We start from the raw sequence: 18819 nt of genomic DNA on the forward strand, positions 1-18819 counted from the left end.
ATCACCCTGCTGTCGGGGCGCGCCAAAAACGCTGTTCTGCGCATGGTCCCGCAGGGGATCAAACCAGCCAACGAACCCAAACGCGCACCGCGCTATTCCGATCGCGTCCGCGCCCGGACAGAACTGATCCGCACCTACGCGGGCCGTCTGGGCCTGACGACGGTGGCGTCCGACATCACCGAGGCCATCAGCCTGCATCAGGACCAGAACGGTCTTGTGGGCGAAGCGGCGCTGATCGCAGGCGCCAAGGCCGCCGGCCTGCTGGCGCAGGGGCTGCATGTGCCGCGCCCGACGCCGAACCACTGGCCCGCGATTGCGCTGATGACCAACGGGCAGGCGGTGCTGGTGCTCAAGCAGGACCGCATGACCCTGTCGATCTGGGATCCGTCCGCCAAGGACAAGACCGAGCGCGTCGATGTCGCCGAATTCGCGCCTTTCTACAGCGGTGTTCTCGTGCGGGGCGAAGCGCCTGTGCAGACGCTGGTCGACACCCATACGGATGATGGACGCAAGAGCCATTGGTTCTGGGGCAGTTTCAGCAACTACACCCGTCAGTTCGGCGAAGTCGCCGTCGGGTCTTTCGTCGCCAACATCCTTGCGCTGTCGGTCGCGCTGTTTTCGTTGCAGGTTTATGACCGTGTAATCCCGCATCAATCCTCGGCTACGCTTTGGGTGCTGGCCATAGGTGCCGCAATGGCGCTGATGCTGGAGGCGTTTCTCAAGGTCGCGCGGTCCACGCTTCTGGATGGTGCAGGACGGCAGATCGAAACCGGCGTGCAGCAAACCTTGCTGAACCGGCTTTTGGGCATGCGGTCGGATGCGGCGGGTCGGTCTCCCTCGCAGCTTTTTGCATCGATGCGAGAGTTTTCCTCGGTGCGCGAATTCTTCACCGCCTCCACCGTGGGCGCGCTGGCGGACATCCCGTTCATCGTGCTCTTCCTGCTGATGGTCTGGTCCATCGCGGGCAGCGTCGTCTGGGTGCTGGTCGCCGGTGCCGTTCTGATGGTGATCCCGGGCTTCTTTCTGCAAAAGAAGATGATCCGCATCACCCGTGAAATGCAGGGCGCGTCGACCAAGCAATCGCGTTTGCTGAACGAGACCGTGACCGAACTTGACACGATCAAGACCCAGCGCGCCGAAGACCGCTTTGCCCGCCAGTGGGAAGAGCTGACCTCGGTGCAGGCGCTGAAATCCTCCGAGCAACGCCGCCTTGCCGCTGCGCTGACCTTCTGGAGCCAGGGCGTGCAGCAGGCCACTTATGTGGGTGCGGTGATCGCGGGCACCTACCTGGTCTTTGCCGGAGAGTTCACTGTCGGGTCGATCATCGCCGTGGGCATCCTGACGTCGCGCACATTGGCACCCTTGACCCAACTGTCCGGCATCATGGCGCGCTGGGGCAACGTCAAGGCGGCACTGGATGCGCTGGACGGGATTGCAGGGCTGCCGCAGGACCGGGCCGAGAACCGCAAGTACCTGCGCCGCGAAAAGCTGGAAGGCCGGTTCGAACTGCGCGAAGTGACGTTCCGCTATGATCCGGAAATGCCCTCGGTGCTCGACATTCCCAGCCTCGTGATCCAGCCCGGCCAGACATTGGCCATCCTCGGCACCAACGGTTCGGGCAAGTCCACGCTGCTCAAGATGCTGGCTGGTCTTTACGCGCCGACCTCCGGGTCGATCCTGATCGATGGCACCGACATGAACCAGATCGACATGCGCGATATTCGCCGGTCGTTGGGGTATCTCGGGCAGGATGTGCGGCTGTTCCATGGCACGCTGCGTGACAACCTGAACCTCAACATGATGGAGCGTGACGATGACCGCCTGTTCGAGGCGCTGGATTTCGCTGGGCTGGGCCAGTTCGTAAAAGGCCACCCGCAGGGTCTGGACCTGCCCATTCGGGACGGCGGCGAAGGGCTGTCCGTCGGGCAGCGCCAATCCATCGGCTGGGCGCGGCTGTGGCTGCAGGACCCCGACGTGTGCCTGCTGGACGAACCGACAGCGGCGCTCGACCAGACGTTGGAGAAGACGCTGATTTCCCGGCTTGAGACATGGCTTGCCGACCGCACAGCGATTGTGGCCACCCACCGCGTGCCGATCCTTGCCCTTGCCGACCGGACCAGCGTGCTGGCCTCGGGGCGGCTGGTGGTCGATGGCCCGCGCGATCAGGTGCTCAACCACCTGCGCACGGCACAGGAGGCATAAGCGATGGCTGTCAGCACGACCGATCTGAACGCCCAGCTTGGCCGCCGCCTGCGCGGACCGTCGATGGTCATCTGGCTGTCGGGCGCGGCAGTGTGGCTGTTCATCGTCTGGGCCGCCTATGCCTGGATCGACGAGATCGTGCGTGCCGACGGTGAGTTTATCTCGACCTCGCGGCCGCAGATCATCCAGAACCTCGAAGGCGGTATTCTGGCCGAACTGCTGGTCAAGGAAGGCGACGAGGTGATGCGCGGCGACGTGCTGGCCCGGCTTTACGGAACGCAGTTTCGGTCGTCCGTGGACGATCTCGAAGATCAAATCACCGCGCTGGACATCCGCCGCTTGCGGATCGAGGCCGAGATGGCCGGTCTGGTGCAGTTTGAAATCCCGTGGGAACTGCGCCAGCGCAGCCCCGAAATGGCCGCCTCGGAACAGGCGCTTCTGGCCGCGCGGCAGCTGGATTTCAACTCTCGCTACGACGGCGCGCGTCGTGTTCTGGAGCAGGCGACGCAGGAAAAGAACCTGATGGAGAACCTTCTGGAAAAGAAGGTGGTCGCGCTGATCGAAGTGACCCGCGCGCGCAAGGCGCATGCGGATGCGCAGATCAAGATGGACGAGATCATCACGCACACCGAATTGACCCGTGCACAGGAATATTCCGAGACGCTCAAGGAACTGGCGACATTGCGTCAGAATTTGCGGTCCTCGCAGGACCAGTTGAACCGAACGGTTCTGGTGAGCCCAATGCACGGGGTCGTCAACAAGCTGGGTGTGACGACGATCGGCGGCGTCGTGCGCCCGGGCGAAGAGATCCTGCAGATCATCCCTCTGGGCGAAGAGCTCTATGTCGAGGCCAAGGTCGCGCCCGAGAACATCGCGGGCATCCGCCCCGGTCAGGAAGCAACGATCAAACTCTCGGCTTATGACTTTACCATCTACGGATCGCTGAAAGGCCGGGTCGACGTGATCTCGGCGGACACGTTCAAGGATGAACGCCGCCCCGATGCGCCGGCCCATTACAAGGTGACGGTGCGGGTCGACAAGACATCGCTCAGCGACCGCCAGCGGCAGTTGGAAATCCGCCCCGGCATGCAGGCCACGGTCGAACTGCACACCGGCGAGAAGACGGTGCTACAATACCTTCTGAAGCCGCTCTACAAGACCCGCGAGGCGCTGCGCGAACCCTGAGGACATGCCGGGCTGCGCCCGTCATGACAGGGTTTCTCGCCTCCGGCTCGGGCGCGTGGGGATGTGACGCGCTAGGCAGCCGTGCGCCTGTGTGAGTGTCGTTTTGGCGTATTTGAAAAGAGAAGAAGATAAAGCGGTCCACCCCGCCGCGACCCGGCCTTGATAGGCTCACAAAAGACGCGCGCGGGGCTTCTCCTCTTGCGGTCATCGGCACGCCTGCCTGTACCGCCACGTCTTGATGTCCCATTAAGGTTAATCAGCGGTTAAGCGCTGAAGAAAACCGTGGTCTTCTTCTCTTTTCAAATACGCAAACGCGCCCGTGCCGCCGCTATGCCTTCCGAGGTCAGTCCGCGGTATCCATCCAGATCGTCACCGGCCCGTCATTCAACAACCGTACTTTCATGTCGGCACCAAAGCGACCCTTAGAAACCGGGATGCCCTGCGCAGCCATCTGGTCGGCAAAATATTCGTAAAGGCGATTGCCCTCGTCTGGTGCGGCGGCGGTGGAAAAGCCGGGGCGGTTGCCGCGGGAGGTGTCGGCAGCGAGAGTGAACTGGCTGACCACAAGGGCGCTGCCGCCGATATCGGCGACGGACCGGTTCATGCGCCCTTCATCATCCTTGAAAATCCGCAGCTTGGCAATTTTCGCGGCCAGTTTGTCGGCCTGAGCCTCGGTGTCGCCCTGCATGGCGCAGATCAGGATCAGCAGGCCCGCGCCGATCTCGCCAAGACCCTCGCCATCGACGGTGACGGAGGCATCAGATACCCGTTGGATCAGCGCGCGCATCTCAGGCGGCCAGTCCCTTGTTGCCGATGTCGAGAAACTTGCGGCGGCGGTCGGCGACCAGTTTCTTCGGTGAATGTTGCGACAGGTCTTTCAGCATGGCGCGCAGCGCGTTGCCGACCGATTGGATGGTCTGTTCGCGGCCGCGATGTGCGCCACCGAGGGGCTCTGCAATGATCTGATCGGTCACGCCAAGGTTCAGCAGATCCTGCGCGGTCAGGCGCAGCGCTTCGGCCGCTTCGCGCATCTTTTCGGAGTTTTTCCAGAGGATCGAGGCACAGCCTTCGGGGGAGATAACAGAATAGACCGAGTGTTCGAGCATTGCCACGCGGTTGGCGGTGGCAAAGGCCACGGCCCCGCCTGATCCGCCTTCACCGATCACCACGGAGATCACCGGCACGCCGATCTGCAGGCATTTCTCGGTTGAGCGGGCGATAGCTTCGGACTGGCCGCGTTCCTCGGCACCCTTGCCGGGATAGGCGCCGGGTGTATCGACAAGCGTGATGACGGGAATGCGGAAGCGGTCGGCCAGATCCATGAGGCGCACCGCCTTGCGGTAGCCTTCGGGGCGGGCCATGCCGAAATTGCGCTTGAGGCGGCTTTCGGTGTCGTGACCCTTTTCGTGGCCGATGATGACCACCGGCTTGTCGTCGAAGCGGGCAAGGCCACCCATGACGGCATCGTCATCGGCAAAGTTCCGGTCTCCGGCAAGCGGGGTGTATTCGGAAAAAAGCGCGTCGATATAGTCCTTGCAATGCGGGCGTTCGGGGTGGCGCGCGATCTGGCATTTCCGCCACGGGGTCAGCTTCTTGTAGAGATCCTTGAGCAGCGCCTGCGCTTTCGCGTCGAGCGCGCGGGCCTCGTCTTCGATGTCCATCTCTTCGTTCTTGCGGGCCATGGCGCGCAGTTCTTCGGCTTTGCCTTCGATCTCGGCCAGCGGTTTTTCAAAATCGAGGTAGTTGGTCATGGTCCGACGTTGCCCTATTGCCTGCGGCTGGCGGTTTATATGACTGTCCGGGCCGGGATTTGCAATCGCTACCCCGTCAGGTCCAGATCACTGGGATCAGTGACGCCACCAGAAGTGCTGCCATCGCCCAGTTGAAGATGCGCAACCGGGTCGGGCGGTTCAGGAGGCGGCGCAATTGCTGGCCGATCACGGTCCAGGTGGTGGTGGATATGCTGCCCATCGCGACATAGGTCCCGGCCACCCAAAGCACGGCGGCGATGTCGCGTCCGGTGGCGTAGAGGGTGATCGCACCAAGCGCCATGGACCAGGCCTTGGGGTTGACCCATTGGAACGCGGCGGCTTGCAGGAAGGAAAGCGGTTTGCTGCCGGTCTTGGGCGCGCCATCGGGGGGGGCTGCATTGGCGATGCGCCATGCGAGATAGAGCATGTAGAGCACCGACAGCACTTTGAGGATGGTGTAGGACATCGGCCAGAGATCGAAGACCTGCATCACGCCGAGCCCCACAGGGACAATCATCAAGGGAAAGCCAAGGCCGACGCCCAGCATGTGGGGGATGGACCGACGAAAGCCGAAATTCGCGCCGGAGGTCATCAGCATGAGGTTGTTCGGTCCCGGTGTGATCACGGTGACGAAGGCGAAGCCTGCGAGGGCGAGGAAGAGGTCTAGGGTCATGCGGCGCACTTTGTGCCAAGATGCGCGCATATTGGTTGTGAATTTGTGACGTCTATTGCATATATTTGCAATTTATGAGCGAAATTGATCAGATCGACCGCCAGATATTGCGCGTGTTGTCGCGGGATGGGCGCATCAGCAACCTTGCCCTTGCCGAACAGGTCGGGTTGTCGCCCTCGGCCTGTCTGCGTCGGGTCAGCGCGCTGGAACGGTCCGGGGTGATTGCAGGCTATCGGGCCGTTCTGAGCCCTGAGAAAACCGGGGTCGGGTTCGTCGCCTATGTGACCGTTGGACTGAGCCAGCACACGAAATCCGCGCAGGAGGCATTCGAGCGGGCGATTTCGCGCAGCCCCGAGGTGCGGGAGTGTCACAATATCACCGGGTCGGTGGAGTACCTTTTGCGGGTCGAGGCGCGGGATCTGGCGGCCTACAAGCATTTTCACACCGAGGTTCTGGGGGTCCTGCCGCAGGTCAATGCGATCACCTCTTACGTGGTGATGGGATCGCCGAAGGACGAGCGGGCCTGAGCCATGCAGCGGGCGCATGGCGCGCCTGTTGCTGTGGCTCTGGTGTCGTGGGGCAGGACACATAGGTTGGAACGCATGGGAGGCACATATGTTGGAGGCCCCAATGAACGAGACATCCGCCACCCTATCGAACCCTGTTTCCGCTGACGAAGCGCTGCGTCTTTTGTCCGAAGCCTGGGCCTATTACACGCCGCGTCCGAAGCTGGTGACCGAACAGAACAGCCAGCCATCGCCGGTCTTTGACGAGTACTACGCGGCCTGAGCAAAGCTTTGCCGATGGGAAAATATCACGATTGCCTTGCGACGGGCTTCGTCGCAAGGCTGGCGCATGAAAATGTTGCGTCCTGTCCTATTTGCTTTGTGCGTCGCGGGTGTTGTTCCGGGGTGTTCCACCACCGTGGAGAGAACGTCTGAGGAAACCGTTTCCACCGTTTCGACGCGGAACCTCTATCCCAATGAAACGCCCGAACTGCGCGAAATGATTGTCGCTGCTGCGCAGGAGAATGAGGTGCCTGTGTCGCTTGTTCAGCGGGTGGTGATCCGGGAGAGCACACACCGCCCTGAGGCGCGCAACGGACCCTATTACGGGCTGATGCAGATCCTGCCGGCAACGGCACGATCCATGGGGTTCAGGGGGGAACCTTCGGATCTCTTGGATGCCGAAACCAATCTCAGATACGCGGTGCGTTACCTGCGCGGCGCCTGGCTTGTTTCCGATGGGGACGAGGAAGAGGCACTGATGTGGTATGCGCGCGGGTACTATTACGAGGCGAAGCGCCTGGGACTGCTGGACGAGACCGGCGTTCATGGGCGCAAGGACTGGCCGGCGTGATTTCCATCATTTCGTAAGACTTGTTTGAGAATCTTCGTACGAAGATTCTGGACCCGCCCATAAAATTCTGGCAGCAGAAGCGGTGGTGGCGGAAAAGGCCTGCGCTGGATCAAGCGCAGGCCCTTCTTGTGTCGCTTCTGAGCGTCGTTTTCGCGGGCGCGCCCTCTCAGGCGGGTGTGGTGATCATTTCCGACTGCCGCACGATCACCTCGGCCTGTTTGATTGACGCGATATCGACAAGGCGGCCTTTGTAGACCGTGGCCCCTTCGCCCTTGGCCCTGGCCTCTTCCATTGCCGCAAGGATTTCGCGGGCCTCTGTCACTGCCTCTTCGGAGGGCGTGAAGACCTCATTGGCCAAGGCAACCTGTTTCGGGTGGATCGCCCATTTGCCGACCATGCCGAGCGTGGCAGAGCGCAGCGCCTGCGCGCGGAATCCTTCATCATCCGAAAAATCGCCGAACGGGCCGTCAACCGGCAGCACACCGTGGGTGCGGCAGGCGGCAACGATGGCGGTCTGAGCCCAGTGCCACGGGTCGGACCAGTATTTCGCGCCCTCGTGCAGCATATAGTAATTCGCCTGCGTGCCGCCAATGCCGGTGGTCTGCATGCCCATGGACGCCGCGAAATCGGCGGCACCGAGGCTCATCGCCTGCAAGCGGGGTGTGGCAGAGGCGATTTCTTCGACATGGGCGATACCAGCGGCGGATTCGATGATCACTTCGAAACCGAGGCGTTTCTTGCGGCCCGTTGCGGCTTCGACGGCGCTGACCAAAGCGTCGACAGCGTAGAGATCGGCCCCGCAACCGACTTTGGGGATCATGATCTGGTCGAGGCGTTCGGGCGCGCGTTCCAGCAGGTCGACAACATCGCGATACCAGAAGGGTGTATCAAGGCTGTTGATCCGCACGCTGAGCGTCTTGGTGCCCCAGTCAATGTCGCCGATCGCCTGAATGATGTTCTCGCGCGCGCTGTCCTTGTCACTTGGGGCGACACTGTCTTCCAGATCGAGATTGATGACATCCGCGTCCGATTTGGCCATCTTTTCGAAAATCGCCGGGCGCGAGCCGGGGCCAAAGAGCTGGCAGCGGTTCGGGCGGGACGGCGGGGTGGGCTGGATGCGGAAGGACATGGGCGCCTCTTGGTAAGGATATTTCGTTTCGTGGTGCTGTGGGGTTATGAAATTGCGCGACTTTCTGCAAGTGCATTTTGCACCTGCGAAATCCTCGCTGCTGTGCGGCGTATTTGCGCGGCGCAAGAATCTCCCGATGAATCGACGTATTGCGGGGAAATTTTGTGCAAACATGGGTTTGCGCGCTGACAGAGGCAATGCAATTGACGGCGCGGCCTGCCATTCTTCTGTCAAACACGCTGCTACAGGAGACGACCATGATCAAGACACCGTATCTTTTGTTTCTGGGGGATGCGCCCGACGGGCTGGCTGCGAAGGTGGCGCAGGGGATCAAGGATTGGCGTCCTGAAAACTGCGTGGGTCAGTTCCGCATGGAGGGCTGCAAGGCTGATCTGGGCCTGACCGACATGACCCTTGCCGAGGCGAAAGAGGCCGGTGCAAAGACCCTTGTCGTTGGTGTGGCCAACCGGGGCGGCAAGATCAGCCAGGCGTGGAAAAAGGTGCTGGTGATGGCGCTTGAGGAAGGGTTCGATCTTGCTTCGGGCCTGCACAACCTGCTGCGCAACGAACCCGATCTCGTGGCGGTGGCCGAAGCGACCGGGCGCAGCCTGCATGATGTGCGGGTGCCCGAGGTCGAGTATCCCATTGCCGATGGCGTGAAGCGCACGGGCAAGCGGGTGCTGGGCGTCGGCACGGATTGTTCCGTGGGCAAGATGTACACCGGGCTCGCTTTGGACAAATCCATGCGCGCCATGGGGATGAAGAGCACGTTCCGCGCGACTGGGCAGACGGGCATCCTGATCACCGGCGACGGTGTGCCTTTGGATGCGGTTGTGGCGGATTTCATGGCGGGCTCCATCGAGCGGCTGACGCCGGACAACGATCCTGACCATTGGGATGTGATCGAAGGGCAGGGGAGCCTGTTCCACGTCTCCTTCTCGGGTGTCACGCTGGCGCTGATCCATGGTGGGCAGCCCGATGCGCTGATCCTGTGCCATGAGCCGACGCGCACGCATATGCGCGGGCTGCCAGGCTATGACCTGCCATCGCTCGAGGCACTGCGGGACATGGCGCTCCCATTGGCGCGGATTGCCAACCCGGATTGCGTTGTGGCGGGGATTTCGATCAACACCCAGCATATGGGCGAGGCGGAGGCGGTGGCCTATCTCAAGGAACTGGAGGACCGGATGGGTCTGCCAGCGGTCGACCCTTATCGTCATGGCGCGGATCGGTTGGCCGAGGCTTTGGCGGCGCTTTGACGACCATTTGCGCGGCGCCTGTTGGTGCGTCGCGTGTGCGTATTTGAAAAGAGAAGAAGCAGGGGGAGCGTCCCATGATCGAAGTCACGCGCGATGTGTTCCGGCTGGCACAGGTGTTCACCATCTCGCGCGGGAGCCGGAGCGAGGCCAAGGTGTTGACGGTGCGGGTGACGCGGGGCGGGGTGACCGGATGGGGCGAATGTGTGCCTTACGCGCGCTATGGTGAAACGCTTGAGAGTGTCGAGGCGCAGATCCGGTCGTTGCCCGAGGGTATTGATCGTGCGGCGTTGCAGGAGGCTCTGCCCGCCGGGGCCGCGCGGAACGCGGTGGATTGCGCGCTCTGGGATCTGGAAGCCAAGCAGGCCGGGTGCCGGGTGTGGGAGCTTGCCGGTATAGCTTCGCCGGGGCCGGAAGTGACGGCGTACACGCTTTCGCTGGAGGCGCCGGATGTGATGCAAGCGCAGGCGGCGAAGAATGCGCATCGGCCCTTGCTCAAGATCAAGCTGGGAACGCCCGACGATATGCCGCGACTTGAGGCGGTGCGGGCCGGCGCGCCAGACGCGCGGATCATTGTCGATGCCAATGAGGGCTGGTCGGCGGAAGTCTATGCGGATCTTGCGCCGCATCTGCTCCGGCTCGGTGTGGCCTTGGTGGAGCAGCCTTTGCCTGCAGGCGAAGACGATGCGCTTTTGGGCGTGGACCGCCCTGTGCCGCTCTGTGCCGACGAGAGCTGCCATGATCGCGCCTCCTTGCCCAAGCTCAAAGGCAAGTACGACATGGCGAACATCAAGCTCGACAAGACGGGTGGATTGACCGAGGCGCTTGCGCTGCGAGATGCGGCGCGGGCCGCAGGGTATGATGTGATGGTGGGCTGCATGGTTGGATCATCCTTGGCGATGGCCCCGGCCGTGCTGGTGGCGCAGGGGGCGGCGATCACCGATCTGGATGGTCCGCTGCTGCTGGCCGAAGACCGGGACGTGCCCTTGGTGTTTGACGAGGCAGGCGTGCACCCTTCGGATGCGTCGCTCTGGGGATAGGGTCTAGTCTGTGCGCCGGTCGATGCAGGCCGTGTTGCCATCTAGGCGCACATCGTAGACGTCCATCGCCTCGGGGTACTCGATCTCGATGCAGAGCGAAAACGCGCTTGCGGAGGTCCTTGCGTAGCGGATGTCACTGGCAAAACCTGTAAGCCACGCCGGGTTGCGGGCGCAGGTCATCGGGTCGAGCATTTCGGGCAGGTTGGCGCGGTCGATGTCGGGGCATTGGGACAGGTCATTGGCAAGCGTGCGCAGATCCGACAAGCGCCACCGATCGCGTTGTTCCATCTGTCCCTGTGCCGGGCCACCCACCAGCCAGAACGTCAGACCAAGTGACAGGGTCGCAAGGCCGATCAAAACCCAACCTGCGGGAACAGGAATGCCGCCCGTTGGTAAACTGCGGGTTTCGCGGAAATATGCGAGAACCACCAAGGCGACACATGCGACCGTTGCCGATTTGACCAGAAAACGCAGCGTGATCTGACCGTCGAGCCAGCTGTAGATCAGGTAAAGCGCGTCCCCCAGAAGCGTGATCGTTGCCACAAGCATCGCCAGTGCGGAGAGCCAGCGGCGCACCGTGCCGTGCCTGCGCGCCGGATCGGCGTCGGTGGCCTGTCGGTCTTTGCGGTCGAGCACGTAGAACACGGGAACAAATACGATCAGCGCGGCCATGGACCAGCGCAACCCGGACAGCCGCCCGTAAGTTTGGGACTCATCCGGTTCGGGCAGCCAGATGTTGATCTGTGCAAACAGCAGGGTGAGCGTGCTGCCGACAACCATCCCGAACACCACAAAGAGCAGGCTGTAGAACAACGCGTCGCGGGCGGCGGTGGACCTGATCGGGCGCGGGACGGCTCCGGCACCCTCCTGATGCAGCCAGCCTGCAAGGGCGGCGTCAATCTCGGTGTCGGTCCAGTCGGCATGTCGCAGGGTCTTGGCGATGTCGTCCTTTGACCGGCCCGATTGCAGGGCATCGCGGATAAAATGGGAAAGCTCCGGGGGAATTTGCATGGGTGGCCTGTGCCTGTTGTCTGCACCTATGGGAGGACGGGCGCGCCGCGCGGTCAACGACTTTTTGGCGCGCTGTTCATCGCACATGCGAAATGCCTTGAAAGTCGTTGCTGCGCGCCGCTAAACCGGACCGACACGTGCTTGCACGATATCTTTTTTCGGAAGGACCTGCCCATGACCCGCACCGTATTTGTGAACGGAGAGTATCTGCCCGAGGATGAAGCGAAGGTTTCGATATTCGACCGCGCCTTTCTGATGGCGGACGGAGTCTATGAGGTGACATCCGTACTCGGGGGTAAGCTGATCGACTTTGCTGGTCATGCAAAGCGGTTGGAGCGGTCGCTGAACGAGCTCGACATCAAGAAACCGGCGGTGTTCGATGACCTGCTTGAGATTCACCGCGAGTTGGTGCGGGTGAACGGGATCGAGGATGGTCTGGTCTATCTGCAGATCACGCGCGGCGCGCCGGGTGACCGGGATTTCGTCTTCCCTGATCCGGAGACGACCGAACCGACTGTGGTGCTGTTCACGCAGAACAAGCCCGGTCTGGCGGACAGCCCGGCGGCGAAGACGGGGATGAAGATCATCTCGATCGAAGACGTGCGCTGGGGCCGTCGCGACATCAAGACTGTGCAGCTTCTCTACCCGTCGATGGGCAAGATGATGGCGAAGAAGGCGGGTGCGGATGACGCGTGGATGGTGCAGGATGGGCATGTAACCGAAGGCACCAGCAACAACGCCTATATCATCAAGGGCAATACGATCATCACGCGGGCGCTGTCGAACGACATCCTGCACGGGATCACCCGCGCGGCGGTGTTGCGTTTTGCGCGAGAGGCGCAGATGCAGGTAGAAGAGCGCAACTTCACCATCGATGAGGCGAAAGAGGCGGATGAGGCGTTCATCACCTCGGCCTCGGCCTTTGTGATGCCGGTGATCGAGATCGACGGTGTGAACTTGGGCGATGGCACGCCGGGCGCGCGGACTGCACGGCTGCGCGAGATCTACCTCGAGGAAAGCCGCAAGGCCGCTGTCTGATCCATGGGCACACCCGCGCGGGACAGCTATGATGTCGTGATCGTCGGCGGCGCGATCATGGGATCGGCTGTGGCGTGGTTCCTGACCGATCTGGGATTTGACGGGCGTATTCTGGTCGTCGACCGGGATATGAACTTTGAGAAGACGGCGACGGCGACCTCGACCTCTTGCATCCGGCAGCAATTCTCGACCGAACTCAACGTACGGATCAGCCAGTTCGGGGCCCAATTCGTGACCCATCTGCGGGACTACATGGGGGGCGATCCGCGGGTGCCGCAGCTGGGCATCCGCAATTTCGGGTATCTTTACCTCGCTGACACTGACACCTTTGTCGACGACCTGCGCGCGCGAGCGGTCGTGCAGCAAGCGGCGGGTGCAGGGACGCGGCTCTTGTCGCGGGACCAGATTGCGCGGCTTTATCCGTTCTATGCGCTGGACGACATCGTTCTGGGGTCCATCAACACGCGGGACGAAGGCTATTTCGACAGCATGGCGGTGTTCGAATGGCTGCGCAGGCAGGCGCAGGAGCGCGGTGTCGAGTATGTCGAGGCCGAGGTTGTCGGGATGAATGTTGCAGGCAACCGGGTGCAGTCGGTCACGCTGGGTGACGGGACGCGGATTGCCTGCGGGCAGGTGGTCAACGCCGCCGGTCCGCGCGCAGGGCATGTGGCGCGGATGGCGGGGATTGATCTGCCGGTGGAGCCGCGCAAGCGCTATTCCTGGGTGTTCAAGGCCGAACAACCGCTCGACCGCGATCTGCCGCTGACCATTGATCCGTCGGGCCTGCATGTGCGGGAAAACGGCGGTGGCACCTATCAGGCGGGTGGGCATTTCGGCGATGACCCTGCGGTTGCGTTTGACGATTTCGCAATGGATCACGGGCTGTGGGAGGCCGAGGTCTGGCCACTCTTGGCTGCGCGCATTCCGCAGTTCGAAGCGATCAGGCTGACCCACAGTTGGGTGGGGCATTACGAGATGAACACCTTTGACCACAATGCGGTGTTGGGGCCTCACCCAGAGCTGGGCAACTACCTGTTCATAAACGGGTTTTCCGGTCACGGGTTGCAGCAGGCCCCGGCGATGGGGCGGGGGCTGGCCGAGTGGATATGCCATGGTGGGTACCAGTCGCTGGACCTGACCGAGTTCCATTATGACCGCCTTTTGAGCGGGACGCCCAAGGTCGAAAAAGCGGTGATCTAAAGCGGTTCGACTTCGAGCCAGACGCCACCTTCGGGGCGCAGGGTGATGATCATCACCGGGGTGGGATCGACGCCCTTAACCGATTTGAAACGGAATCGCCCTAGCAAGGTGGCAAGGATGATCACGGCCTCCTGCACGGCAAAGCTGGCGCCGATGCAGATGCGGGGACCGTCCCCAAAGGGCAGATAGGCGTATCGGTCGGGCTTTGCGCCACCTGCCCAGCGGTTGGGGTCGAACCTGTCAGGGTCGGTCCAAAGAAGGTGCGACCGGTGCAGCGCGTAGATCGGGATGATCACGGTGTCGCCGGGATTGATCGGCGTGCCGCAAAGAGTGTCCTTCGCTATCGCGGTGCGCGAGATGATGGCGGCGGGCGGATAAAGGCGCAAAGCTTCGTCGATGATCTGCCGGATATAGGGCAGATTGGGCAGGTCTTTGGCAGTGGCGGCGCGGCCTTGCAGGACCGATTGTGCCTCGGCGTGGGCGCGGTCCTGCACATCAGGATCATAGGCGCAAAGGTAAAAGGACCAGGCCAGTGTCAGCGCGGTGGTCTCGTGCCCGGCAACGATGAAGGTCAGCAGGTTGTCGCGGATTTTCTCTGTGGTCATCCTGCGACCGGATTTTGGGTCCTCAGCGCTCAGAAGAAGGTCGAGCAGATCGGGCGTGTTACGGCTGCCTTCAGCCTCGCGGGCATCGATCACGCGGTCAGCGGCGGCTTTCATGTCGCCCATGCCGTTGGTGGCTAGGTTGCGTCCGGGACGCGGGATCCAGTCGGGCAGGCCGAGAACGTCGAACAGGGAAACCTTGCCTGCGTCAGAGATGTAGAGGTCGATGGCTTTGTGCACGGCCGCGCGGTCGAAACCGCTGTCGCCGGAAAAGGTGACGTCGGAGATCACGTCAAAGGTCGCCGAGATCATTTCGTCCAGCATGTTGACCGCGCGTCTGCCTGACTGTGCGATCCGATCTGCTGACCGTTCGGCGGCGCGGGTCATCACCGGGGCCAGTGCGGTCACGTTGCGGTGCGAAAATGCGGGGGCAGCGGTACGACGCTGCCAGCGCCAATGCTTGCCCTCGGCGATGAACAGCGACTCGCCAATGGCCGGGCGCAGCAGGTTCTTGGTCACGCGCGACTTCGGATAGTTGTCGACCTGCTCGAGCAGCACATGGCGGATGCCGTCCGGATCGGTCAGCATGTGCCACGGCGTTCCGGTCCGGCCCGAGACAATGGGTTGCCGGGTCGACATTTCGGGGATGATCGTCAGCAGGTTCTGCCGCGACGCCTGCCAGCTTTGAAGCAGGTTGAGCGGTTCGCGCACCAAAGCAGCCCGCACCGGATATGCGGCAGGAATGGAGGGGCTGTCGGGTGTTGAAACGCTGGCCATCTCACCAAGAAGTTAGGTCGCGATACGTGCAATGCCAATGGCGTTGCGTTGCGCCGCCCGCAGCGCTGGGATAGAGAGGTTGGGATGATGATCCGGGGGGACGCGATGCGCCGCTTTCTTGTTGCTTTGCCACTGCTTCTGGCGCTTGCCGCATGTGGCAGTTCCACCCGCGATCTCGAGCAGCCGACAGAGCCTTTGGGCGATTTTCGTATCGGTCACATCGGGGTTGTGGCACCCAATCTGCAAAAGCTTCTCGTGTCGCGCGATGCAACCGAAGACGAGTGGATCGCCGCTGTCACCAAGGCGCTGGGCGACCGGTTCAGCCGCTTTGAGGGCGACAAGTATTATCACCTTGGTGTCAGTGTCGAAGCCTATTCCCTGCCGCCGCCCATCATTCCGGGAAAATCCGCCCTCGCGCTGAACGTCACCCTTTGGAATGACGCAGCACGTGCAAAGATGAACCCTGAGCCAAAGCAAATTCAGATCATCAAGGTATTCGAGTCCCGGATTTCCAAGAACCGGGAAGAACAGCTGACCGGCCTGGCCGAAGAGGCTGCCCGCTATGTCGAAGTCTGGCTGCGCGAAATGCAGGAAAGCGACGGCTGGTTCACCAGAGGGGCTGAGGCAAGTCTTTCGGCGGCACCCGAGGTGTCCGGGACAGAGCTTCCGGCTGCGGCGCCGGACGGTGCGGGGCTTTCGGCTACGCGCTGATCGGGACGGTCCGGAATACCCCTTGAACGCGCCACGGTTCTTGGTGCGTTTGGGCTTGATTTTCCGGTTTTCTGCGCATAGATGGCCCGCGATGAAAACCGGGTCGGGTGGACCCCCCAATTCACGAGGCGTCTGAAGAGATGGGCAAGGAAAAGTTTGAGCGCGGCAAGCCGCACTGCAACATTGGCACGATTGGTCACGTTGACCACGGCAAGACGACGCTGACGGCGGCGATCACGAAGTACTTTGGCGACTTCAAGGCGTATGACCAGATCGACGGTGCGCCGGAAGAGAAGGCCCGTGGTATCACGATCTCGACCGCACACGTGGAATACGAGACCGACGCGCGTCACTATGCACACGTCGACTGCCCCGGCCACGCCGACTACGTGAAGAACATGATCACCGGTGCTGCCCAGATGGACGGCGCGATCCTGGTTGTGAACGCAGCTGACGGCCCGATGCCGCAGACCCGCGAGCACATCCTGCTGGGCCGCCAGGTGGGCATCCCCGCCATGGTCGTGTTCATGAACAAGGTCGACCAGGTGGACGATCCGGAACTTCTGGAACTCGTCGAGATGGAAATCCGCGAGCTTCTGTCGGCCTATGACTACCCGGGCGACGACATTCCGATCGTTGCGGGCTCGGCTCTGCACGCCATGAACGGCACGCAGCCGGAAATCGGCGAGATGAAGATCCGCGAACTGATGCAGGCTGTTGACGACTACATCCCGCAGCCGGCGCGTGCGATCGACCAGCCGTTCCTGATGCCGATCGAAGACGTGTTCTCGATCTCGGGCCGTGGTACGGTTGTGACCGGCCGTGTGGAGCGTGGCGTGATCAACGTGGGCGACTCGATCGAGATCGTCGGTATCCGCGACACCCAGACCACGACCTGCACCGGTGTGGAAATGTTCCGCAAGCTGCTGGACCGTGGTGAAGCCGGCGACAACATCGGCGCCCTGCTGCGCGGCATCGACCGCGAAGGCGTTGAGCGTGGCCAGGTTCTTTGCGCGCCGAAATCGGTGAAGCCGCACACCCGCTTTGAAGCCGAGGTCTACATCCTGACCAAGGAAGAAGGCGGCCGCCACACACCGTTCTTCGCGAACTACCGTCCGCAGTTCTACTTCCGGACGACCGACGTGACGGGCACCGTGACGCTGCCGGAAGGCACCGAGATGGTGATGCCGGGCGACAACCTGAAGTTCGACGTTGAACTGATCGCCCCGATCGCCATGGAAGACGGCCTCCGCTTCGCCATCCGCGAAGGCGGCCGCACCGTCGGTTCGGGCGTCGTGTCCAAAATCGTCGACTAAGTCGTCGATCTTCAGAACCACAGAGGGCCGCCCCTATGGGCGGCCCTTTTGTTTGTTGGCGATCTTTGTTACCTTGCCCGGACAACCGATGGAGGGCGACGTGACCACTGACCTGATCTGATCCGTACGTTTTGCAACCAGATCACGAGGTTTGTCATGTCCGGCCCCTTTGCCGATCCCAATACCCTGAATCCTGTCCGCCTGCCCGATGGTTCGGCGCATGCTGGAACCGTTTTCCTGAAAGCTGCCCTTGATCATCCGCGCATCGAGGTGGGGGATTACAGCTATGCCAGCGCGCATCATCCACCCGAGGATTGGGCGGCGCATCTTGCGCCCTATCTCTACCCGTTTTCACCCGAGAGACTTCGCATCGGAAAATTCTGCCAGATCGCCAGCGGCGTGCAGTTCATCACCGCGTCGGCCAATCATCGGCATGACGGAATATCAACGTTTCCCTTCATGGTTTTCGGTGGCGGCGACCCGGCAGGCCGTCCCAGCATGCCGGCGCCGGGGCGGGACACCGTGATCGGGCATGATGTCTGGATCGGTACGGGAGCCACGATCCTGCCCGGTGCCCGGATCGGACATGGCGTGATCGTCGGAGCGGGGGCTGTTGTCGGGGGTTATGTGCCCGCTTATGCGGTCATCGCGGGCAATCCCGCGCGGGTGGTCCGGCAGCGGTTTGATGCGCACACCGTGGCGCGGCTAGAGCGTCTGGCCTGGTGGGACTGGCCGATTGATACCATCCTTGAGGCAGAGGCCGAAATTTGCGGAGGCGACATCGACGCCTTGGAGCGTCGGGCACCTTAAGCGATTGAAGGCCGCCCTGTGTGGGGCGGCCTTGTCATCGTCCGCGACGGGCCTTGGTCAAAAGCACCGTCGCGGGATGGGTGTGGGGCCGTCAGAGGCCCGTGCCGGCTCAATTGAGCAGCGACCAGATCAGCGAGCGCTTTTCGCCTTCGCTGTCGCTCGAGTGGATGACGTTGAGGATGGAGTTCACCTCGGCGTCGGACAGAGCGGTCACGTCTGCGTTCGGGACGTATTTTTCGATGGCCGAGGTGTCGACCATGGCGGATGCCGAGAAGGCGGTGAGGGCAAGAGCTGCGGCTGTGATGAGGGTTTTCATGTCTGTGATCCTTTAAGATGATGTGTCATGCGCCGTAAGGCGCGGGTGGGGTTCAGTTGAGCAGCGACCAGATCAGCGAGCGCTTTTCGCCTTCGCTGTCGCTCGAATGGATGACGTTGAGGATGGAGTTCACCTCGGCGTCGGACAGAGCGGACACGTCTGCGTTCGGGACGTATTTTTCGATGGCGGAAGTGTCGACCATGGCGGATGCCGAGAAGGCGGTGAGGGCGAGGGCTGCGGCAGTGATGAGGGTTTTCATGTGTGTGGTCCTTTATCTTGAGGTGGTGTGCGCCCTGCGGCGCGGTTGGGTTTGATGTCTGTCGTCGGGCTGTCTGTCCGACACCACTCAAGCTAGGGTCGGTGCGGCGGGCTTTGAATTCACAGCTCGTGCACACTGGCTCTCGCAAAAGTGGACTTGACGTGGAGCGCCCCCAATCACCCCC

20 protein-coding genes are annotated in these 18819 nt (G+C 62.1%); 12 read left to right on the top strand and 8 right to left on the bottom strand.

What is annotated here, in order from left to right; genetic code table 11:
- The first annotated feature begins 42 nt into the window (after window positions 1-42).
- A complete protein-coding gene (locus ACMVPR_RS21445) occupies window positions 43-2202 on the top strand; it encodes a type I secretion system permease/ATPase (RefSeq protein ID WP_300586339.1) in 2160 nt (719 codons plus the stop codon).
- Between the two features lie 3 nt (window positions 2203-2205).
- On the top strand, window positions 2206-3387 hold the full coding sequence (locus ACMVPR_RS21450) for an HlyD family efflux transporter periplasmic adaptor subunit (RefSeq protein WP_416884516.1): 1182 nt from the start codon (window positions 2206-2208) through the stop codon (window positions 3385-3387).
- A gap of 343 nt (window positions 3388-3730) precedes the next feature.
- Here ACMVPR_RS21450 and dtd read toward each other — a convergent pair whose 3' ends face one another.
- The 3 genes from dtd to ACMVPR_RS21465 form a co-directional block, all read right to left on the bottom strand.
- On the bottom strand, window positions 3731-4174 hold the full coding sequence (gene dtd / locus ACMVPR_RS21455) for a D-aminoacyl-tRNA deacylase (RefSeq protein ID WP_416884517.1): 444 nt from the start codon (window positions 4172-4174) through the stop codon (window positions 3731-3733).
- 1 nt (window position 4175) lies between these two features.
- The gene (locus tag ACMVPR_RS21460) at window positions 4176-5138 is read right to left on the bottom strand and encodes an acetyl-CoA carboxylase carboxyltransferase subunit alpha (RefSeq protein WP_416884518.1); all 963 of its coding nucleotides are present in this window, start codon (window positions 5136-5138) and stop codon (window positions 4176-4178) included.
- A 76-nt stretch (window positions 5139-5214) separates the two neighbouring features.
- Window positions 5215-5811, bottom strand: a complete 597-nt coding sequence (locus ACMVPR_RS21465; protein WP_300586315.1) for a LysE family translocator — start codon at window positions 5809-5811, stop codon at window positions 5215-5217.
- A gap of 74 nt (window positions 5812-5885) precedes the next feature.
- Here ACMVPR_RS21465 and ACMVPR_RS21470 point away from each other — a divergent pair, with 74 nt between their 5' ends.
- The 3 genes from ACMVPR_RS21470 (at window position 5886) to ACMVPR_RS21480 (ending at window position 7170) form a co-directional block, all read left to right on the top strand.
- Entirely contained in the window at window positions 5886-6338 is a 453-nt protein-coding gene (locus tag ACMVPR_RS21470; protein ID WP_300586317.1) for an Lrp/AsnC family transcriptional regulator, read from the top strand.
- Between the two features lie 103 nt (window positions 6339-6441).
- Window positions 6442-6600, top strand: a complete 159-nt coding sequence (locus tag ACMVPR_RS21475) for a hypothetical protein (RefSeq protein ID WP_416884519.1) — start codon at window positions 6442-6444, stop codon at window positions 6598-6600.
- Between the two features lie 72 nt (window positions 6601-6672).
- Window positions 6673-7170 carry a transglycosylase SLT domain-containing protein gene (locus ACMVPR_RS21480; RefSeq protein ID WP_416884694.1) on the top strand — a complete coding sequence of 166 codons (498 nt, stop codon included), beginning with the start codon at window positions 6673-6675 and terminating at the stop codon, window positions 7168-7170.
- A 166-nt stretch (window positions 7171-7336) separates the two neighbouring features.
- Here the strand turns inward: ACMVPR_RS21480 and ACMVPR_RS21485 are convergent, their stop codons facing one another.
- On the bottom strand, window positions 7337-8299 hold the full coding sequence (locus ACMVPR_RS21485; protein WP_416884520.1) for an L-malyl-CoA/beta-methylmalyl-CoA lyase: 963 nt from the start codon (window positions 8297-8299) through the stop codon (window positions 7337-7339).
- Window positions 8300-8556: 257 nt separating this feature from the next.
- Between ACMVPR_RS21485 and dgcN the strand changes: the two genes are divergently transcribed.
- Complete coding sequence (dgcN, locus tag ACMVPR_RS21490) at window positions 8557-9558, top strand: N-acetyltransferase DgcN (protein WP_416884521.1); 1002 nt, start codon at window positions 8557-8559, stop codon at window positions 9556-9558.
- Between the two features lie 74 nt (window positions 9559-9632).
- Window positions 9633-10595, top strand: coding sequence for an N-acetyl-D-Glu racemase DgcA (dgcA, locus tag ACMVPR_RS21495; RefSeq protein WP_416884522.1), 963 nt, complete (start codon window positions 9633-9635; stop codon window positions 10593-10595).
- A 3-nt stretch (window positions 10596-10598) separates the two neighbouring features.
- Here dgcA and ACMVPR_RS21500 read toward each other — a convergent pair whose 3' ends face one another.
- Window positions 10599-11606, bottom strand: coding sequence for a DUF5671 domain-containing protein (locus ACMVPR_RS21500; protein WP_416884523.1), 1008 nt, complete (start codon window positions 11604-11606; stop codon window positions 10599-10601).
- Window positions 11607-11780: 174 nt separating this feature from the next.
- Here ACMVPR_RS21500 and ACMVPR_RS21505 point away from each other — a divergent pair, with 174 nt between their 5' ends.
- Both ACMVPR_RS21505 and ACMVPR_RS21510 read left to right on the top strand, forming a co-directional pair.
- Window positions 11781-12644, top strand: a complete 864-nt coding sequence (locus tag ACMVPR_RS21505; protein ID WP_416884524.1) for a D-amino-acid transaminase — start codon at window positions 11781-11783, stop codon at window positions 12642-12644.
- A gap of 3 nt (window positions 12645-12647) precedes the next feature.
- Entirely contained in the window at window positions 12648-13844 is a 1197-nt protein-coding gene (locus ACMVPR_RS21510; RefSeq protein WP_416884525.1) for an NAD(P)/FAD-dependent oxidoreductase, read from the top strand.
- Here the strand turns inward: ACMVPR_RS21510 and ACMVPR_RS21515 are convergent.
- Window positions 13841-15223, bottom strand: coding sequence for a cytochrome P450 (locus ACMVPR_RS21515; protein WP_416884526.1), 1383 nt, complete (start codon window positions 15221-15223; stop codon window positions 13841-13843). The two genes, ACMVPR_RS21510 and ACMVPR_RS21515, sit on opposite strands and share 4 nt — an antisense overlap.
- 84 nt (window positions 15224-15307) lie before the next feature.
- Between ACMVPR_RS21515 and ACMVPR_RS21520 the strand changes: the two genes are divergently transcribed.
- From ACMVPR_RS21520 to ACMVPR_RS21530, 3 genes are all read left to right on the top strand, one after another.
- Window positions 15308-15934 carry a hypothetical protein gene (locus tag ACMVPR_RS21520; RefSeq protein ID WP_416884527.1) on the top strand — a complete coding sequence of 209 codons (627 nt, stop codon included), beginning with the start codon at window positions 15308-15310 and terminating at the stop codon, window positions 15932-15934.
- 140 nt (window positions 15935-16074) lie between these two features.
- Window positions 16075-17250, top strand: coding sequence for an elongation factor Tu (tuf, locus tag ACMVPR_RS21525; protein WP_416884528.1), 1176 nt, complete (start codon window positions 16075-16077; stop codon window positions 17248-17250).
- A gap of 156 nt (window positions 17251-17406) precedes the next feature.
- Window positions 17407-18060 (top strand): CatB-related O-acetyltransferase, encoded by a 654-nt coding sequence (locus ACMVPR_RS21530; protein ID WP_416884529.1) that lies wholly within the window; start codon window positions 17407-17409, stop codon window positions 18058-18060.
- A gap of 109 nt (window positions 18061-18169) precedes the next feature.
- On the opposite strand, the gene ACMVPR_RS21535 is transcribed toward ACMVPR_RS21530, so the two are convergent.
- Window positions 18170-18376, bottom strand: coding sequence for a hypothetical protein (locus ACMVPR_RS21535; protein ID WP_416884530.1), 207 nt, complete (start codon window positions 18374-18376; stop codon window positions 18170-18172).
- 52 nt (window positions 18377-18428) lie between these two features.
- Window positions 18429-18635 carry a hypothetical protein gene (locus ACMVPR_RS21540; RefSeq protein ID WP_300582007.1) on the bottom strand — a complete coding sequence of 69 codons (207 nt, stop codon included), beginning with the start codon at window positions 18633-18635 and terminating at the stop codon, window positions 18429-18431.
- Between the last annotated feature and the right edge of the window lie 184 nt (window positions 18636-18819).

The sequence above is a fragment of the Marivita sp. genome (genome assembly GCF_048006345.1).
In the GTDB taxonomy this organism is placed as follows: Bacteria; Pseudomonadota; Alphaproteobacteria; order Rhodobacterales; family Rhodobacteraceae; genus Marivita.